This window comes from Arthrobacter sp. ISL-5, assembly GCF_018613835.1.
Taxonomy (GTDB): Bacteria; Actinomycetota; Actinomycetes; order Actinomycetales; family Micrococcaceae; genus Arthrobacter.
Map to the genome: position 1 here is coordinate 1 of NZ_JAGGPM010000037.1, position 15385 is coordinate 15385.

17 protein-coding genes and 5 pseudogenes are annotated in these 15385 nt (G+C 62.6%); 5 read left to right on the top strand and 17 right to left on the bottom strand.

The window, feature by feature from the left end:
* Nucleotides 1-767, top strand: a 767-nt coding sequence (locus tag J7I89_RS20050; RefSeq protein ID WP_214973865.1) for a Na+/H+ antiporter NhaA, incomplete at its 5' end; no start/stop codon positions are given.
* A 77-nt stretch (nt 768-844) separates the two neighbouring features.
* Here J7I89_RS20050 and J7I89_RS20055 read toward each other — a convergent pair.
* The 4 genes and pseudogenes from J7I89_RS20055 to J7I89_RS20070 all read right to left on the bottom strand — a co-directional run.
* Nucleotides 845-1078: pseudogene (locus J7I89_RS20055) on the bottom strand (sodium-independent anion transporter); the annotation flags it as partial.
* The gene (trxA, locus tag J7I89_RS20060; protein WP_214973867.1) at nt 1074-1400 is read right to left on the bottom strand and encodes a thioredoxin; all 327 of its coding nucleotides are present in this window, start codon (nt 1398-1400) and stop codon (nt 1074-1076) included. The gene trxA and the pseudogene J7I89_RS20055, both read right to left, overlap by 5 nt.
* Entirely contained in the window at nt 1397-2182 is a 786-nt protein-coding gene (locus J7I89_RS20065) for a Crp/Fnr family transcriptional regulator (protein WP_308159977.1), read from the bottom strand. The genes trxA and J7I89_RS20065 overlap by 4 nt, the downstream gene beginning before the upstream one ends.
* Nucleotides 2179-2634 (bottom strand): hypothetical protein, encoded by a 456-nt coding sequence (locus J7I89_RS20070; RefSeq protein ID WP_251045626.1) that lies wholly within the window; start codon nt 2632-2634, stop codon nt 2179-2181. Before J7I89_RS20070 ends, J7I89_RS20065 begins: the two co-directional genes overlap by 4 nt.
* A gap of 134 nt (nt 2635-2768) precedes the next feature.
* Here J7I89_RS20070 and J7I89_RS20075 point away from each other — a divergent pair.
* Nucleotides 2769-3135 (top strand): annotated as a pseudogene (locus tag J7I89_RS20075) (Na+/H+ antiporter NhaA); the annotation flags it as partial.
* A gap of 80 nt (nt 3136-3215) precedes the next feature.
* Here the strand turns inward: J7I89_RS20075 and J7I89_RS20080 are convergent.
* The 3 genes and pseudogenes from J7I89_RS20080 to J7I89_RS20090 form a co-directional block, all read right to left on the bottom strand.
* Nucleotides 3216-3728, bottom strand: a pseudogene (locus J7I89_RS20080) (STAS domain-containing protein); the annotation flags it as partial.
* Nucleotides 3729-3973: 245 nt separating this feature from the next.
* Complete coding sequence (locus tag J7I89_RS20085) at nt 3974-4168, bottom strand: hypothetical protein (RefSeq protein WP_214973874.1); 195 nt, start codon at nt 4166-4168, stop codon at nt 3974-3976.
* Between the two features lie 458 nt (nt 4169-4626).
* Entirely contained in the window at nt 4627-5088 is a 462-nt protein-coding gene (locus J7I89_RS20090) for a transposase (protein ID WP_214973883.1), read from the bottom strand.
* Nucleotides 5089-5136: 48 nt separating this feature from the next.
* On the opposite strand from J7I89_RS20090, the pseudogene J7I89_RS25375 reads away from it, so the two are divergent.
* Nucleotides 5137-5338: pseudogene (locus tag J7I89_RS25375) on the top strand (ATP-binding protein); the annotation flags it as partial.
* A gap of 36 nt (nt 5339-5374) precedes the next feature.
* Nucleotides 5375-5560: an SOS response-associated peptidase gene (locus tag J7I89_RS25380; protein ID WP_251045627.1), complete on the top strand. Its 186-nt coding sequence runs from the start codon at nt 5375-5377 to the stop codon at nt 5558-5560.
* 110 nt (nt 5561-5670) lie between these two features.
* On the opposite strand, the gene J7I89_RS20105 is transcribed toward J7I89_RS25380, so the two are convergent.
* From J7I89_RS20105 to J7I89_RS20120, 4 genes are all read right to left on the bottom strand, one after another.
* On the bottom strand, nt 5671-6579 hold the full coding sequence (locus J7I89_RS20105) for an ABC transporter substrate-binding protein (protein ID WP_214973887.1): 909 nt from the start codon (nt 6577-6579) through the stop codon (nt 5671-5673).
* A gap of 62 nt (nt 6580-6641) precedes the next feature.
* Entirely contained in the window at nt 6642-8726 is a 2085-nt protein-coding gene (locus tag J7I89_RS20110; protein ID WP_214973890.1) for a proline/glycine betaine ABC transporter permease, read from the bottom strand.
* A complete protein-coding gene (locus J7I89_RS20115) occupies nt 8723-9850 on the bottom strand; it encodes a glycine betaine/L-proline ABC transporter ATP-binding protein (RefSeq protein WP_214973892.1) in 1128 nt (375 codons plus the stop codon). Before J7I89_RS20115 ends, J7I89_RS20110 begins: the two co-directional genes overlap by 4 nt.
* Before the next feature lie 139 nt (nt 9851-9989).
* Nucleotides 9990-10160 (bottom strand): matrixin family metalloprotease, encoded by a 171-nt coding sequence (locus tag J7I89_RS20120; protein WP_251045628.1) that lies wholly within the window; start codon nt 10158-10160, stop codon nt 9990-9992.
* A 93-nt stretch (nt 10161-10253) separates the two neighbouring features.
* Between J7I89_RS20120 and J7I89_RS20125 the strand changes: the two are divergent.
* A pseudogene (locus J7I89_RS20125) lies at nt 10254-11546 on the top strand (IS3 family transposase).
* A gap of 271 nt (nt 11547-11817) precedes the next feature.
* Here the strand turns inward: J7I89_RS20125 and J7I89_RS20130 are convergent.
* The 6 genes from J7I89_RS20130 to J7I89_RS20155 form a co-directional block, all read right to left on the bottom strand.
* On the bottom strand, nt 11818-12042 hold the full coding sequence (locus J7I89_RS20130) for a hypothetical protein (protein WP_214973894.1): 225 nt from the start codon (nt 12040-12042) through the stop codon (nt 11818-11820).
* Between the two features lie 80 nt (nt 12043-12122).
* Nucleotides 12123-12431 carry a hypothetical protein gene (locus tag J7I89_RS20135; protein WP_214973896.1) on the bottom strand — a complete coding sequence of 103 codons (309 nt, stop codon included), beginning with the start codon at nt 12429-12431 and terminating at the stop codon, nt 12123-12125.
* A 382-nt stretch (nt 12432-12813) separates the two neighbouring features.
* Nucleotides 12814-13257 carry a DUF309 domain-containing protein gene (locus J7I89_RS20140; protein ID WP_251045629.1) on the bottom strand — a complete coding sequence of 148 codons (444 nt, stop codon included), beginning with the start codon at nt 13255-13257 and terminating at the stop codon, nt 12814-12816.
* A 107-nt stretch (nt 13258-13364) separates the two neighbouring features.
* Entirely contained in the window at nt 13365-13760 is a 396-nt protein-coding gene (locus J7I89_RS20145) for a VOC family protein (RefSeq protein WP_308159979.1), read from the bottom strand.
* A 451-nt stretch (nt 13761-14211) separates the two neighbouring features.
* The gene (locus tag J7I89_RS25665) at nt 14212-14484 is read right to left on the bottom strand and encodes a CrcB family protein (RefSeq protein ID WP_214973901.1); all 273 of its coding nucleotides are present in this window, start codon (nt 14482-14484) and stop codon (nt 14212-14214) included.
* A gap of 104 nt (nt 14485-14588) precedes the next feature.
* Nucleotides 14589-14915 carry a DUF1508 domain-containing protein gene (locus J7I89_RS20155; RefSeq protein WP_214973903.1) on the bottom strand — a complete coding sequence of 109 codons (327 nt, stop codon included), beginning with the start codon at nt 14913-14915 and terminating at the stop codon, nt 14589-14591.
* Nucleotides 14916-15385 lie beyond the last annotated feature (470 nt).

Here is a 15385-nt window from a genome sequence, read left to right on the forward strand (position 1 = left end):
ACTCCAGCGACATCCAGGCCGGGCCGTTGTTGCTGGCCCTCATTCCGCTGGCTGCTTACACGTTCCTGGCCCAGAAGTACCGCCGGTTTTTTGGCACCAGACCCGTCGCGGCGTGGGTGATCCTTCTTCCCTTGGGCGTGATCACCTGGGGGTTGGTGCATGCATCCGGCATCCATGCCACCGTCGCCGGTGTGCTGCTGGGGTTCGCCATCCCTGTGGTCCGGTCGCAGGCCAGCGGCGGCCCCTCTGCGGGTCCTGGCCTCTCTGAGATTTTCGAGCACCGGTTCCGGCCGATTTCCGCCGGGATTGCGGTCCCGGTCTTTGCGTTCTTCTCCGCCGGTGTCGCCGTGGGTGGCTGGGACGGCCTGGTCTCGGCCGTGACTGACCCTGTGGCCATCGGCATCATCGTGGCGTTGGTGCTGGGTAAACCGGTGGGGATCCTGGGCACCACCTGGCTCCTGACGAAGGCCACAAGAGCGTCCCTGGACCGGTCCCTGAAGTGGATCGATGTGTTCGGGATGTCCCTTTTGGCCGGGATCGGCTTCACCGTTTCGCTCCTCGTGGCGGAGCTGAGCTTCGGGCAGGGCAGCGCCCACGATGACCACGCCAAGGTGGGAATCCTCGCCGCGTCCCTGCTGGCCGCGCTCCTGGCATCGGCAGTGCTGGGCGTCCGGAACCGTCAGTACCGTGCCGTGGAGGCGGAAGAGGCCATCGACACTGACCGGGACGGCATCCCGGACGTTTACGAAGAAGACCGCCGCCCGTGACCTGACCCGGTCCACACGCGTGGAGGGTCCCCTACCGGCTATGCGGTAGGGGACCTCCCCGTCAAGAGGCGGCGGGGTCAGTGGCCGGCACCGAGTTTCCCGCCAAGGCGTTCGCGCATGAGGGTGCTTGCGTCGTTGAGGCCGATGATCTTCACGTCCGTGCCGTGGCGGTGGTACTTCGCGGTGATGGCATCGAGCGCTGCGATGGTGGAGGCGTCCCAGAGGTGGGAGGCGTGCGTGTCGATGACGACGTGCTCGGGGTCCAGGGCGTAGTCGAACTGGGTATAGAGGCCGTTGGAGCATTGGCTAAACGAGGAAGTCGGCAAACTCCTTCTCCAGGAACTGCTTGGGCCTGGCCCCGAGGGCGGCAGCCCGCAGCCTGCCGCCCTCGAACAAGAAGATGGCCGGGATGGAGGTGATGCCCAGCGTCTCTGCGACGCCCGGATTTTCGTCGACGTTGACTTTGACAACCTCGACCTTGCCGGAGTGCTCGTCAGCGATCTGGTCCAGCACAGGGGAGACCAGTCGGCAGGGGCCGCACCAGTCCGCCCAGAAGTCAACAATGACAGGCTTGGATGATTTGAGGACATCCTCTACGAATGATGCGTCGGTGACGTTTCTGAGACTGGTCATGATGTATTGCGGGCCTTCGATCTTAGGGCGGCGGTGTTTTGGACGGTGATCCGGCCGCGGCCTTGCCGGATGATGCCTTGGGCCGCAAAATCGGCCAGGGTCTTGCTGGTGGCTTCGCGGGTGGCGCCCAGGAGCCCGGCAATTTGTTCGTGCGTGAGCCGGATAGGGCGGTTCTGCCCGAATCGGCCGGCCGGGGCGGTACCTGCGAGGCTGAGCAGGGTTGAGGCAACGCGGGCCGTCAGGGGACGCAGGGCCAGATCAGTGAGACGTTCTTCCAGCCGGGCGACTTGTTCGCCGAGGAGCCGGGAAATGCGGATAGCGATCCTCGGGTCCGAAATCAGAAACCGTTCCACCTCCTCGGCGCTGAGGCGACAGATCGCCGAGTCCTCGATGGCTTCAGCGTAGTTGTCATACATGCGCTGGCCGACCAGAAGCATCTCGCCGAAGACGGCTCCGGGTTCGAGAATGGCCATGGTCAGGGCCTTGCCGTCCTCGGCGACCCTGAAGACACGCACTCTGCCGGTCTTGAGGATGAACAGGGCCGTGACGGGTTGGGATTGGCTGAAGACCAGTTCTCCGCGGCGGAACATGCGGACCGGGGCCATCAGGTCCATGGCCCGCATCTCCTCGGGGGACAGGTCGGCGAACAGGTCCACCTCGTCCAGGCAGGTGAACGGGTCCTCCGGACCGGCCGCGAAGGGGTCGGGCTCCCGTTGCTGCGGCGCCCAAGGCTGGAGGCCGCCGGCGGCGGCCTCCAGATCCCGTCCGACGTCATCGCTCACGTCCGGCCTTTCAGCACACGTACGGCCACGAGGGCCAGGATGGCCCCATAGACCAGATGACCCATCAGGGACATTCCGGCCATCGTGTCGATCACGAACAATGGCATTCCCAGGACGGCGGGCATGATGGTCAGGGCCCCCAGGACCCACCAGAGGGCACCGTAGCCCAGGCCCACCAGCGTGCCCTTGCCGTAGGAGCTGAGGAGCCCGGCGAAGGGTACGGTCAGGCCGAGCCCGATCAGGATCGAGATGACCATGTGGATGCCGAAGCCGGCCCCGGCGGAATTCAAGCCGACCAGCGATGCAACCATGGGCAACATGCCCATCATGGCCATGAGCAGACCGAAAACCAGGCCCCCGGCGATCCCGCCGGTGACGCCGGCTGTTGCGCGTCGGCCCAGATGCATTGCGGAAATGTGGGGGTGGCGTGCCACCGGAGATGTCGCGGACATTGCTTGACTCCTTTCGCGGAACGAATGCTGCTTACCCTCGCAATGTAGCCCCCGGGCAGGGGGCAGTTCTGTGATCTTGAACACACAGCGTGAGAGTGGGCGGTTATCGCCCTGACCCCAATTCCCCGGCTTGCATCATCCGGGCTTTGGTGCTGGGTAAACCGGCAGGGATCCTGGGCGCCGTCTGGCTCCTCACCAAGGCGACCTAAGCGTCCCTGGACCGGTCCTTGAAGTGGATTGATGTGTTCGGGGTGTCCCTTCTGGCCGGGATCGGCTTCACCGTTTCGCTCCTCGTGGCGGAGCTGAGCTTCGGGCAGGGCGGCGCCCACGATGACCACGCCAAGGGTCGGGATACTCGCCGCGTCCCTGCTGGCCGCGCTCCTGGCGTCCGTAGTGCTGGGCGTCCGGAACCGCCGGTACCGTGCGGTGGAGGCGGAAGAGGCCATCGACACTGGCCTGGACGGCATCCCGGACGTTTACGAAGGGGACCGCCGCCCGTGACCTGATCCGGTCCATACGCAGGGAGGGTCCCCTACCGTCTGTGCGGTGGGGGACCCTCCATGTTTACGGCGGCTGCGGGATTAGTGGCCGGCGCCGAGTTTCCCGGCGAGGCGTTCGCGCATGAGGGTGCTTGCGTCGTTGAGGCCGATGATCTTCACGTCCGTGCCGTGGTGGTGGTACTTCTCGGTGATTGCGTCCAGGGCGGCGATGGTGGAGGCGTCCCAGAGGTGGGAGGCGTGCATGTCGATGATCACGTGCTCGGGGTCCAGGGCGTATTCGAACTGGGTGTAGAGGCCGTTGGAGGACGCGAAGAACAGTTCGCCGTCCACGACATAGGTCGCTGTCTGGTGCCCATCGATGGTTTTGACGGTGCGTTCGACGGTGACGAAGTGCGCGACCCGGAGGGCAAACAGCACCATGGCAACAATCACGCCAACCCCGACGCCGATTGCCAGGTTGTGGGTGGTGACTGTGCCGACAACGGTGGCGACCATGACCAGGGTTTCGCTCTTGGGCATCATCTTCAGGGTCCGGGGATGGATGCTGTGCCAGTCGAACGTGGCCCAGGAAACGAAGATCATCACCGCGACCAGGGTATCCTCCCCACTCACCGAGAACCCGCATGGCGAGGTCCGGGAGCGGAAGGTTGCGGATTTCTTCCGAGGTCAGCTCGCTCATGGTGCGATCGTACGACCATAATGACCAGCTAAAGAGTCCCGGACACGCCGAGAGCGGACGAAAGAGTTGCGGGTCGCCTTAAGGAGCGAGGCCAAGAAGAGAATCTCCATCGGCAATGGGATGGGGCCATCCGCCTATGCACTCCAGGCACGCAGGCGAGCTATGTCGTCTGCTCGCTGTCCGTATCCGGGAATTCACGGAGTGTGGCCGCTACGGCCCTGACCGCGGCCGGGTCTTCCGTCCAGGGCCGGCCTGTCCGCGTGCAGGCGTGGAAGTTTGTCACTTTCGTGGCCTTGGCGGCCTCAGTGAGTTCTGCCCACGCTACCCGCAGTTCCTCCAGGAGCTCCGGTGACATGGGCGCGTCCGGGACAGGGACTGCCGCCCCAACTGGACTCACGGGTGCCGCGGTTGCGGCTTTTCGCTGAAAAAGACTTCTAAGGCCCATTTCTGTGTTCCCCCTTTTCCCCCTACCCAGAGTATCAATGCCCCCTCAACGCGTCCGGGACCTCCGAACCCGGAAGACTGCTGCCATGGCCCTGTTCAGCCCAGCAAGCCGGGCGACAGTGGAGGCGACCAATCTGGCCCGTGGTTACCCCTCACGGTAAAGGCCTGGTTGCTCTGTTCGAGCCGGGCTTGATGGGAGTGTTCATGTGCCGTATCCCGCTTGGCTCCAGACGTGAGTCGGGATCCGCAGGCGCGAGCTGTGTCCACGTCGAGTGCTACGAGCAGACCGGGCAAAACCGACCGCAGAATAGTCTTTACACATGGCAGCACCACCGGGGACGTGTCCTTAAACGTAATTGTGATGTCGTGCTAACGGTGGACGACTTTCGTCAGCCATGCGCACGGAGTCCATGGCGCGGAAGCAGTGTCTGCCTGAGCCAGCTGGTGATCTGCGAGCGTTGAGGGGCGGACTACGACGCTGCTGCGAAGGCAAGTTTGCCCAGCCACCTCACTGCGGTGCCTGGCGAAAGTTAGGGGATGGGTGTCGCGGGAGTCCAGATCGCCAAGGGTCTCCGCGCGGGTCTGGACGTGTTCGAGTACCTTCGTCCAGGTGCCGTCCTTGGCCCAGCGGTCGAAGTTCTTGAATACGGTGTTCCAGTTCCCGAAGCGCTCGGGAAGGTCCCGCCACGGCGCCCCCGTCCGGAACTTCCATGCCGTCCCCTCAACGACCATGCGGCGGTCCGCGACCGGGCGCCCGTTGCCCTTCCAAGCAGGAAACAGCGGCCCGATCACGGCCCACACCTCGTCAGATACTAAAAAGCGATCGCCCATCTCACCAGCCAACCGCATCCAAACGCCTGACGGGTTTAGCAACACACCCTAGACCGCCACTGGAAACGCCTTGGAAGGACGCTGGACCCAGAGGACTTCACCGATGCCCAAGCCATTGCAGCAATCGAGCGGATAACCCGCGGCAACTTCCGGCTCCTCGAGCGACTGTTCCCCCCAGATCACCCGCGTCCTCAAAATAAACCAGCTCGAAACCATCACCGACGACGTCATCGAAGCAGCCGCCAGCATCACCTGCACCGTCCTCACAACAACCGCGCAGGACTCATTGGGACACGTCCATGACAGATCCCCGGTGATCATCCCGCGGGACATGGTGGATCACTGGCTGGACCCGGGAACCAAAACCCTTCCGATATTCAGCAGCTCCTGGACGCCATGCCCGACCCTGCCCTCGCCCCGCGAAAAGTCAGCGACAGAGTCAACAACGTCCGCAACGATGGCCCCGAACTGATCGATCCCGCGTGACCCGGAGGCCCGTTCCCCGGCCCTGACACTCTCCGGACAGCACTGCGGGCATATCCTCCAAAGGATATGCCCGCAGTAGAGCGATTCGGGAAAAGGCTACTGGAGCCAGGCCTGCACCTGCTGGGAGTGTGCGTCCACCCACTTCTTGGCGGCTTCTTCGGGTTTCATGCCGTTCTGGATGTCGGTGGCAACCGCATCCTGGTCGTCATTGGTCCAGGTGAAAGCCTTCGCCAGCTTGGCGGCCGGGGAACCACTGTCGGCAAACTTCTTGGAGATCATCTTGTTCAGCTTGTAGTCGGGATAGTCACAGGCCACTTTCTCCGGGTCTGAGTCACAGCCGGGCGTCCACTTCGGCAGATTGACTTTTACCAGCGGAACTTCGGAGAGGAACCACTGCGGCTCGTAGAAATAGCCCAACAGCGGCGTCTTGTTCTTTTCAGCCGAACGGAATGATTGGATGAGGGCCGCTTCTGACCCGGAAAAGACCACCTTGTAGTCGAGCCCTAGGTTCTTGACCAGGGCTTCGTCATTGGTGACGAAGGCCGGGTCGCCATCAAGCACCTGCCCCTTTCCGCCGGACTCCGACGTGGCCAGTAGCGAGGCGTACTTGTTCAGGTTCTTGCTGTCGGTGATGTCCGGGTACTTCTCTGCCATCCATGGTGGTACGTACCATCCGATATGACCTTCGTTGCCGGTTGGACCGGCGTCGACTGCCACCGCCTGATCAGTGATGTATTGCTTGACCAGGTCGTCATGGCCCCAGTTCTCGATGATGACGTCAACCTCGCCGGAACCGAAGCCCTGCCAGGAAATCTGCTCCGAGAGATCCTTTTGGACCACTGAGCAGCCGAGCTTCTCCTTGGCGACGTAGCTGTAAACAGCGGCATTGGCGGTGTATCCCACCCACGCATTCATGGCCACGTTGACAGTTCCACATGAAGCATTGCTTGCGCCTGCGGCGGCCGCCTGATTGACCGAGGCACCGCCGCAACCTGCCAGCAGCAAGGCGCCGGCAACGGCTCCAGCGAGTGTCGGAATAGTTCGTTTTAGGATGAGTCCGGCTTTTGTCATGGTTGGAGCTCCTTGTTGTTGGGGGATGTCGCGGAGTCGGGGCGGCTTGTACGGGTCGTTTTTGCTGTGGGGGATTTCCTGGCAGGGGTGGCGGCGGCAGCCTGTGTCATGCGGTCGAGCAGGATTCCCAGAAAGACGATGGCCAGGCCGGCAGCAAGGCCTTTGCCAAAGAGTGAGCTCTGCACAAAGCCGGCTACGACGTCGTATCCCAGGCCACCGGCTCCTACCAAGGCACCCACCACCACCATGGCCAGGACGTAGATCAAGCCCTGGTTGGCAGCCAGCGCCAAAGACTTCCTGGCCATAGGGAGCTGAACCTTGGTGATCACCTGCCAAGGGGTTGAGCCGCTGGCTACGGCGGCTTCGACGACTGTCGGAGATATGCCGGCTATGCCATCAGCGATGATTTTGATGGCCACTGGTGCCGCGTAAATGATGCCGGCGACGATAGCGGTGAAACGGGTGGCGCCGAAGAGTCCCAGGAACGGGACCAGGTAAACGAAGGCCGGCATGGTTTGGCCGGCATCCAGCAACGGCCGCATGAACTGGTCCATCCTGCTGGAACGTCCCATGGCCACCCCGAAGACGACGCCGAGGACCATCACGATTGCGGTGGCAACCAGCGTGCTGGCCAGCGTGACCATGGCGTCGCCCCACAGCCCGAGGTAGACGATCACCGCCAGGCAGAAGGTAGTTAGGGCAGCCAGTTTCCAGCCGCCGAGCGCGTAGGCGGCCAGCGCGATAACGGCGGCCAGGACAACTAATGGCGTTTCTGTGAAGAGCAACTGGAACGGGTTGAGGAAGCCGGTGGTCATTGTTTCGCGGAATGACACCGTGACCAGGAACAGGTGGGTCTGCAGCCACTCGCTTGCCCCGGTTACGCCTCTGACAATGTCTGGCCCGATATTCAGTTCCTTGGGGAATGCGGCCGCCCAGAGCATAGTTCGTGAAACGTGAATCAGGGCCACCGTCAGGACCAGGGTGGCGGAGACCAGGACCAGTCGCGTCCGGCGGGAGGTCTTGCTTCGCCGATGGGCTCCCGGTTCTGCCCTTCTGCTTGCGGCCGTCGTGACTCTGTCCAGCACAATGGCCATGAGGACTATTGACAGTCCGGCATTAACCGCAGTCCCGACGTCGAGGGACTGCAGCGCCCGAACCACCGTTTGGCCCAGGCCGGGTGCGGCGATCAGCGCGGCTATGGTGACCATCGACAGGGCGGCCATCGTAGTCTGGCTGATGCCCATCACGATGGTGCGCCGTGCCATTGGCAGTTGAAGCGTGAAGAGCCGCTGCAGCCCGGTGGTTCCCATGGAATCAGATGCTTCCCGGGTGTTCTCGGGGATGCCCCTGATCCCATGTGCCGTCAAGCGGATGACCGGCGGGGCCGCGTAAATCAAGGTGGCGATGACGGCGGAGGCCGGGCCGATCAGGAAGATCAACGCCAAGGGGGCCAGATACACGAACGTGGGGAGCGTCTGCATAAAGTCCAGGACAGGAGTGACGGCCTTTGCCACGTGCGCGTTGATCCCGGCCAGGACTCCCATCGGGATGCCGATGAGCAGGGTCAGCAACACCGCCGTGGCCACCAGGGCGAAAGTGTAGGAGGCCTCGACGAAGAGTCCCTGCAGGCCAAAGAACGTGAATACTGCGGCCGTGAGCAGGGCCACCCTCGCATTTCCCACGGCATAAGCGGTCCAGCTCAGTAGGGCGACAGTTCCCAACCAGCCGATCTCGGGCAGCCGAAGGCCTGTTGAACTCGCCGCGAATACCGTGATGAACAGGCTGGCAACAGCATCGACGGCGGCCCGCAGGGGCGAGAGCACGTACAGGAAGATTGGGTTGTCGCTGCGGTTTGAAGCAACCCACGCGTTGAATTGGTTGAGTGATCGGTGCAGGTCAGTCAATTCCGATGAGGGCAGCGCCAAGGTACCGAATCCATGGAGGAAGACGAAGCCCAAGAGCCAGACGGCCGCTGCACCCCCCAGCATTATCGTGCGCCGGCTCGGCCTGCGGCGGGCGGCGCGAAGGGGGTCGCCGCCGGTCTGGACCGCCGCTCTTTCACGAAGGAGTGTGGAGGTCATACCGCAGCTGCCTCCCTATGGAGCACGGACAGGATGCTGTCACGATCGACCTGTCCGATGATTTTGCCCCCGTCTTCGACGAGCACGGGGCAGGAGGACTGGATCACAGCCGAAATTGCGTCCCGGATGACCGTGCCGGAGCTGAGGACGGGTGCATCGGGAGGAGTGTCGATCCCCACGGGACGAATGATCCATTTGAGCGTCAGGACTTCAGCGCGGGGCACTTCAGAAACGAAGTCCGCTATGTACTCGTTGGCGGGCGATCCTACAAGCTCATCGCCGGTGCCACATTGGACCGCCTGGCCATTGCGCATGATCAGGATGCGGTCGCCAAGTTTGAGCGCCTCGGAAAGATCGTGGGTGACGAAGACCATTGTCTTGCCCATGTCCCTATGCAGCCTGATGACTTCCGCCTGCATATCGCGCCGAATTAGCGGGTCCAGTGCGGAGAATGGCTCGTCGAACAGGATGGTATCCGGGTCTCCCGCCAGTGCCCTGCCCAGGCCGACTCGCTGTTGCATACCGCCGGACAGCTGGTCCGGAAAATGTTGTTCGTAACCCTTCAGGCCGACGAGCTCGATGATTTCGCGCGACTTGGCGTAGCGGTCATTCTTCGCGGTGCCGCGGATTTGCAGTCCATAGGAGACGTTGTCAAGAACGGTGCGATGCGGCAGGAGGCCAAAGTGCTGGAAGACCATCGACATCTTCCGTCGGCGCAATTCGCGCAGCTCGGTTGTTCCTGCCTCCAGCACGTCCTGGCCGTCCACCAGAATGCGACCCGATGTCGGTTCGATCAGGCGCGTAAGGCAGCGGATCAAGGTGGATTTTCCGGATCCGGAGAGTCCCATGATCACGAACACTTCGCCCTTTGCCACGTCGAAGCTCATGTCGCGCACAGCCGCCACGCACCCTGTCCGCTCCAGTAGCTCGCCAGGGGCCAATCCAGCAAGCTGCTGATCCTTGGGGACCTTTTCGCCGCCTTGCCCGAACACTTTCCATAAATTGCGTACTGATATCTCGGGGCTGTGCATCTGGTAAACCTCATCTCCGACGCGGAGGATGCATCGGGTAGTTGTCTTATGATCAACCGTGATCGCATTACGCAACACGGTGAGGTAAGTCACTGTTGCTTGTCAAGACTTAATATTTCCCACGCGAAGCTATTGACAGGCTTTAGTGGCTAAGTCCCTTGTTTCACTTAGTGACGCGAGTTGCGTGTTGCGCACTCAGAAGGTTTTGTTACGATCCAGCTACTGTCCTTGATTAGTACAGCTTGCTGCACGGGCCGGTGCCGAGGATGGCAAGGCCAGCCAGGTCACCGTCTTCGAAGTCCCGAACATTGGAGGCTTCGTCGTACATCAGTTGGTGCGGGTCTTTGACGTGGTCGAGTCCCAGCAGGTGGCCCAGTTCGTGCATGATGACCGCCGCGGCCACCTGCCTTCCACCACGCTCGGCCAGAACGTCCCCAAACTGCGGTGAACCGTCCCGGGTTTGATGCCGCTATCTTCTGTGAGAAAGATAGTGATTATGCCCAAGCAGTTCCCTCCCGAAGTCCGTGACCGTGCAGCGCGCATGACGGTGGATCGGTTGTCCGAGTACCCGTTTGTTTATGCTGCCTGCAAGGCGCTGGCGCCAAAGCTCGGAGTCGGTCCTGAATCGCTGCGCCGCTGGGTTGTCCAGGCCAGGTCGACGCCGGTGAGAAGACCGGACCGAGCAGTGACGAGCTGGAGGAAATCAAGCGGCTTCGGGCTGAGGTGCGGGACTTGAAGGAGTCCAACGAGATCCTCAAACAGGCCTCGATTTTCTTCGCGAGGGAGCTCGACCCTCGCCGCCGCTGATCCGTCGATTCATCGACGACATGCGGGCTGAAGGTCATGCGGTCGAGTCGATCTGCGCCGTCCTGCGCGAGCAGGGCGTGCAGGTCGCCGCACGAACCTACCGGGCGTGGAAGAAACGCCTGCCAGCCCTGCGCACCATCGAAGACGCACGCATCACCAACGCGCTCCGCAGCTTGCAAATCCCCGATGCGAGGGGACGCCCCTGGCCCGAGATCATCTACGGGAGGCGGAAGATGACGCAGTGGCTGCGCCGTAACGGCTTCCCGGAAGCCTCGAAGCACACCGTGGACCGGCTCATGCGTCAAGAGGCCATGAACGGCCTCGTCCGGGGCCGCAAGACCCGCACAACCATCCCCGGCACGGACGGCCGCCGTGCCGGCGACCTGCTGGACAGGAACTTCACTGCCCCGGCTCCGAACCAGGTCTGGGTGACCGATTTCACCTACGTTCCGGTCTACTCCGGATTCGTCTACGTCGCAGCCACTGCGTCATCGTCCTGTACTCCCGGGCGATCGTCGGCTGGGAAACCTCAACCATCAAGGACACCGCGTTCGTCGAACACTGCCTGCGTACGGCCCTGTGGCGGCGCCAACACACCGGACGGCCGGTATCGGCGGGACTGATCCATCACTCAGATGCGGGCAGCCAGTACACCTCGATCCGGTACACCGACACACTGGCCTTGGAGGGCTTGCAGCCGTCTATTGGCAGCGTGGGTGATGCCTATGACAATGCCGCCGCCGAGACCGTGATGGGGCTGTTCAAGAACGATGCCGTCGCGAAGAATTCACCGTTCCGCACCGGGGCGTTGAAAACCGCAAGCGACGTGATGGAGATCGTCTTCGAGTGGGTCCACTGGTACAACAACCAACGCTTACATTCCTCCCTCGGACACCAGACGCCCGAGGAATTCGAGCAGGCATACTATGCTCGAGAAATCGGCTCGTTACCCGACGACGCCGCCAACAAACAGGCGGCATGATTCCCGGGACGGTTCACCCTGTTGACAGACGACGGCAAGGTGGAGATCGCCGCCCGCCCGGAGTCACTGGACAAGTTGAGTGAGGTCGTAGGGCACTCGTGACCGGCGTCAACCGCGAGCTCCCGCATTCATTTTGGAAATCTCCCACTAGTCGGCCCGGTAAAACGTCCCACTCAGGGTTCCTGGAACGCGACGCTTCACCATCGATTTTCAGCGACAGGAGACCCCTTTTAGGTCCGCTGTGAAAACCTCAAGATCCCGGTCCGCGGCTCTACTTGGAACTCGTCGACTCCAGAAAGTTGCCGGCCAGGCGAAACTTATCAGCAGCGACGATTGCGACTACGACGAGGCCGACCGAAAGGGCCGCGAAAATAACCTGAAAAAAGAACTCGGAACTACCGATCGCCTGAGCAGCTGTCGTGCAAAAGAAGCCAATTCCCGGCAGCGCAAAGGACTTCCACTGCCGCCGATTCTGAGCGGCAATGGCCCGCAACACGGGCACTTCATGGCCGCTTGAAGGAATCTTCCCCTTGACTTGCTGCCTGGCTCGACGCCTTTGAGTCCCCTCTAGCGCGGTCAACACGGATCGACTGCGAGGCACGTAAAGCTTTGTCCTCCAGGCGAATAGAACGCCCCGACAATCAGGATCAGCCCCATACCGGCCAAGGCGACTGACAGTACCCTGCGCCACGCTTCTATTTCTTCGCCATTCGCGGCGCGCGGCAAGAAAAGAGCCGCCAGAATTCCCATGAGGACGCCTGCGACCAACACCAATGCCGCAACGAGCCACCAGCGTCGTCGCTGGTCAATCGCCGGCTCTTCCTCGCCGTTAGCTATCCGCTCGGCCTTCACCCAGCGTTCCTGGAGATATGCATCCTCCCCCACTGCGTTCCTTCCCTAACGAAAGTCCCGTTTCGAAGCTCGTGCTTATGCGTTGGTTTGCGTGATTACATGAATCTTAGTCGACGATGTATAGGCTCCCATGAATTCAGAATATGCGCATGGTCGGCATCTTGAAACGCGTGGACACCCCTGGCATGGCAACGGTCATCGCAGGAGATTCCAAGGTGTGCGCGAACCTCGGTCTCGCTGAGAAAGCCCCACCTGCCGGGCAATCACGAGCCGCCACTGGAGTAATAACTGTTCCTGCCCATAAACGTCCCACTTAGGGTTCCGCTAACGGGACAAGTTATTGGTCAAGCAAACTCTCAGTAGTCCCCCGGAAATAGTGCCTCCGCCGCCTGCCGCGGGGATGCTGGCCGCCGGCTCAATGGCCGGTGCGCATTCGATCACGTGCGCAATTCACCACGGCGGACAAGTCCAGCCCATAGGTCGGCCCTTCGCCGGAACCGTATTCCTCGAGCCGGGCCGCACCGCGCTCTAAGAGACGGAGGGCGCCAACGCTGTTCCCCCGGGCGGCGTGGGTGAGCCCGACGCAGATCTGGGCGAGTCCTTGCCAGAGGTTGCGTTCTTCGGCCGGCCCGGCTTTCCAGCGGGCCTCGAGTACCTCATGGGCTGCGAAGGGCCGGCCGGCTTCCACCAGACTCCGGGCTGAGACCAACGTCTGCGCCGGCGGCAGCGGCTCCTCCGAGACTGGCTCGACGCCCGCGCTTCCGTACGGCAGGGGCCGCCCAAGAGCGTCACGTGGCCGGGCCTGCCGCGGGCGCCTTAGAGCATCCCGATCCCTGTCACCGGTCATAGTAGTTTCCATCCTGAGCGTTCCTGGATCTTACCGACAGTCATACGCCCAATGCTAAGACCCGGCGCCTTCGAACACGTGCGGCGCGGAGGAGGCCGTCGGCCCCGGAGCAGACATGATTACCGTTGGTCCCGTCGCAGGGGGTGATCCTTCGGAACCTCAACCAGCACGATGCGCACTCCGTCGGGGTCCGCGATCCACATCTCCACCAGCCCCCATGGCTCCTGCTGCGGCTTGCGGATTACCGGCACCCCGGCTGCCAGGAGCCGCTCGTGCTCGAGTTGGACGTCGCGGACCTGAATCCAGATCGCCAGGGCACTCCCGTGCGGATCAGTCGATCGTCCACTGACCTCGAGAAAACCGTTTCCCAGGAAGAAGACCAGACCCGGCGCATCACGACTCCCGAACTCTCGGTAGATCGCCAAGCCCAACGTGTCCCGATAAAACCGGTGGCTCCGCGCGGGTTCGGACGGATGAAGCAGGATACGGCTCCCAAGGACTTCCATGTTCTCCATCCTGCCCTCGAGCCATGCACTTCGCTCGCCGCGTGCTTGTGAATTCTTGGTGTTGCGTTCAAGGATCCCGTTGGGCGGCGAGCTGTCACATCGATCGGGGCACCACCGTCGACACCGAATCTGCTGCACCGACCGTTCCCCAAACGGGCACCGCGGAACCGCCACTTTACGCTGTGATTTAACCGCCATTTTCCGCCAACAGTCACAGCATTCCGCCGATCCGGATCCGCAGGAAAGTGTCCCCTCAGGGTGTCCAAGTTTCAAGGTTCTGGAACGCCCGGCTCATCTTTCATCAGCAAGTGACGGGAGTTGTGCAGACGACTTCGGACATCTCGAGCAGTCGCTTCGAAAAGCGACAGTTCGAGCACGCCGACCAGGCGTTATCCTTTCCAAGGATGGAGACACGCCCTGAATCGTTGTGGGAATCCGACGAGAGGAGACTCGGGACTTGTCAGAGGCGATTAGTGCAAAGCGTCCTTGCACTAATGGCCTCTGGGCCGACCGTGCCGACAAATCGCTGGTTATCCCAGAAGGGCCTTCTGGTTGCGGCCGAGGTGCGGCGCGCCGCGGTGAAGTCCGCAACACACCCGATCAGGTTGGCACCGACGTAGAGCAGGGCATCGGGGTTCGTCCTGCACCCGGTCAGTGTGTTCGTCTCCAGGGCCAGCGTGCTGTAGGTGGTGAAGGCTCCCATGAAGCCTGTGCCGGCGAGAAGCCGGATCATCCGCAGCCGCCCGGCCTCGGGGCCGCCGTGGGGTCGCTGCCGCCGCCCACGGGCCGTTGCTCGGAAGGGATAAGGACCAGGCCTGGCTATGTCTGGCGCCGGTGTCAGGCCGCGCCGTTCAGCCGGGTGCTGTGGGCTGCCCGGCGCGGTGCAGCGGCGCTGGCATGAAGATCCCGTGCCGTGACGCGGCGGGAATCGCTGGACTGGTGGACGGACATCGTGGGCGCAGGCGATGGATGTGGCCTTGCCGCGGGGCACAGGTCGGTGATCAGTCCCATGCCGGCGTACTCGCGCACGGCAGCAATGCCCGCGACAGCCGCGGGCTTGTCATCAAAGGCCTTGGAAACGGCCATCACCGTTCCATCCGGGGCTGTGAGCCGGAACCTGAAAGCCGCGTCGGCATCAACAAAAAGTTCAAACATCCCTGCCATGACAGTCCTTTCCGTAGGGGCGTCCCTCAGTGGCGTCATTGCCTCGGAGGGAAACGCGACACCGCTGTCGCTGCCCGCTGGATCATTCGTACGGTCGCAGTCAATCAATTCACAAGAGTCTTCCCCAGGCGTCTAACGTCCCGCAAGAGCCCTGGCAGTAAGACTTTACGTAAACGCGGCGGCGCCGGCACCCGCAGGGGCGGCTACCCCGAGTCGGGGTACGCACGCTAATCGGCGCAGCGAGGCCCTTGCCCGCCCTCGCCAGGCTTCCGGCTCGCGAGTCGACCACGTGACAAGGCCCCGTCTGCCCTGCGGACCCACCACAAGCCGGCCCACCACCGCACACCTTGGCTTCGCCAGCCGGGCGGTGGAATATGTCCACGCGCCGAAACCCGCCGCTCAGATCTTGCCGGGCGATCTCAGCCCGGCGATCTGAGCATTCCTGCACGGCAATCGGCGATGGGTCGACG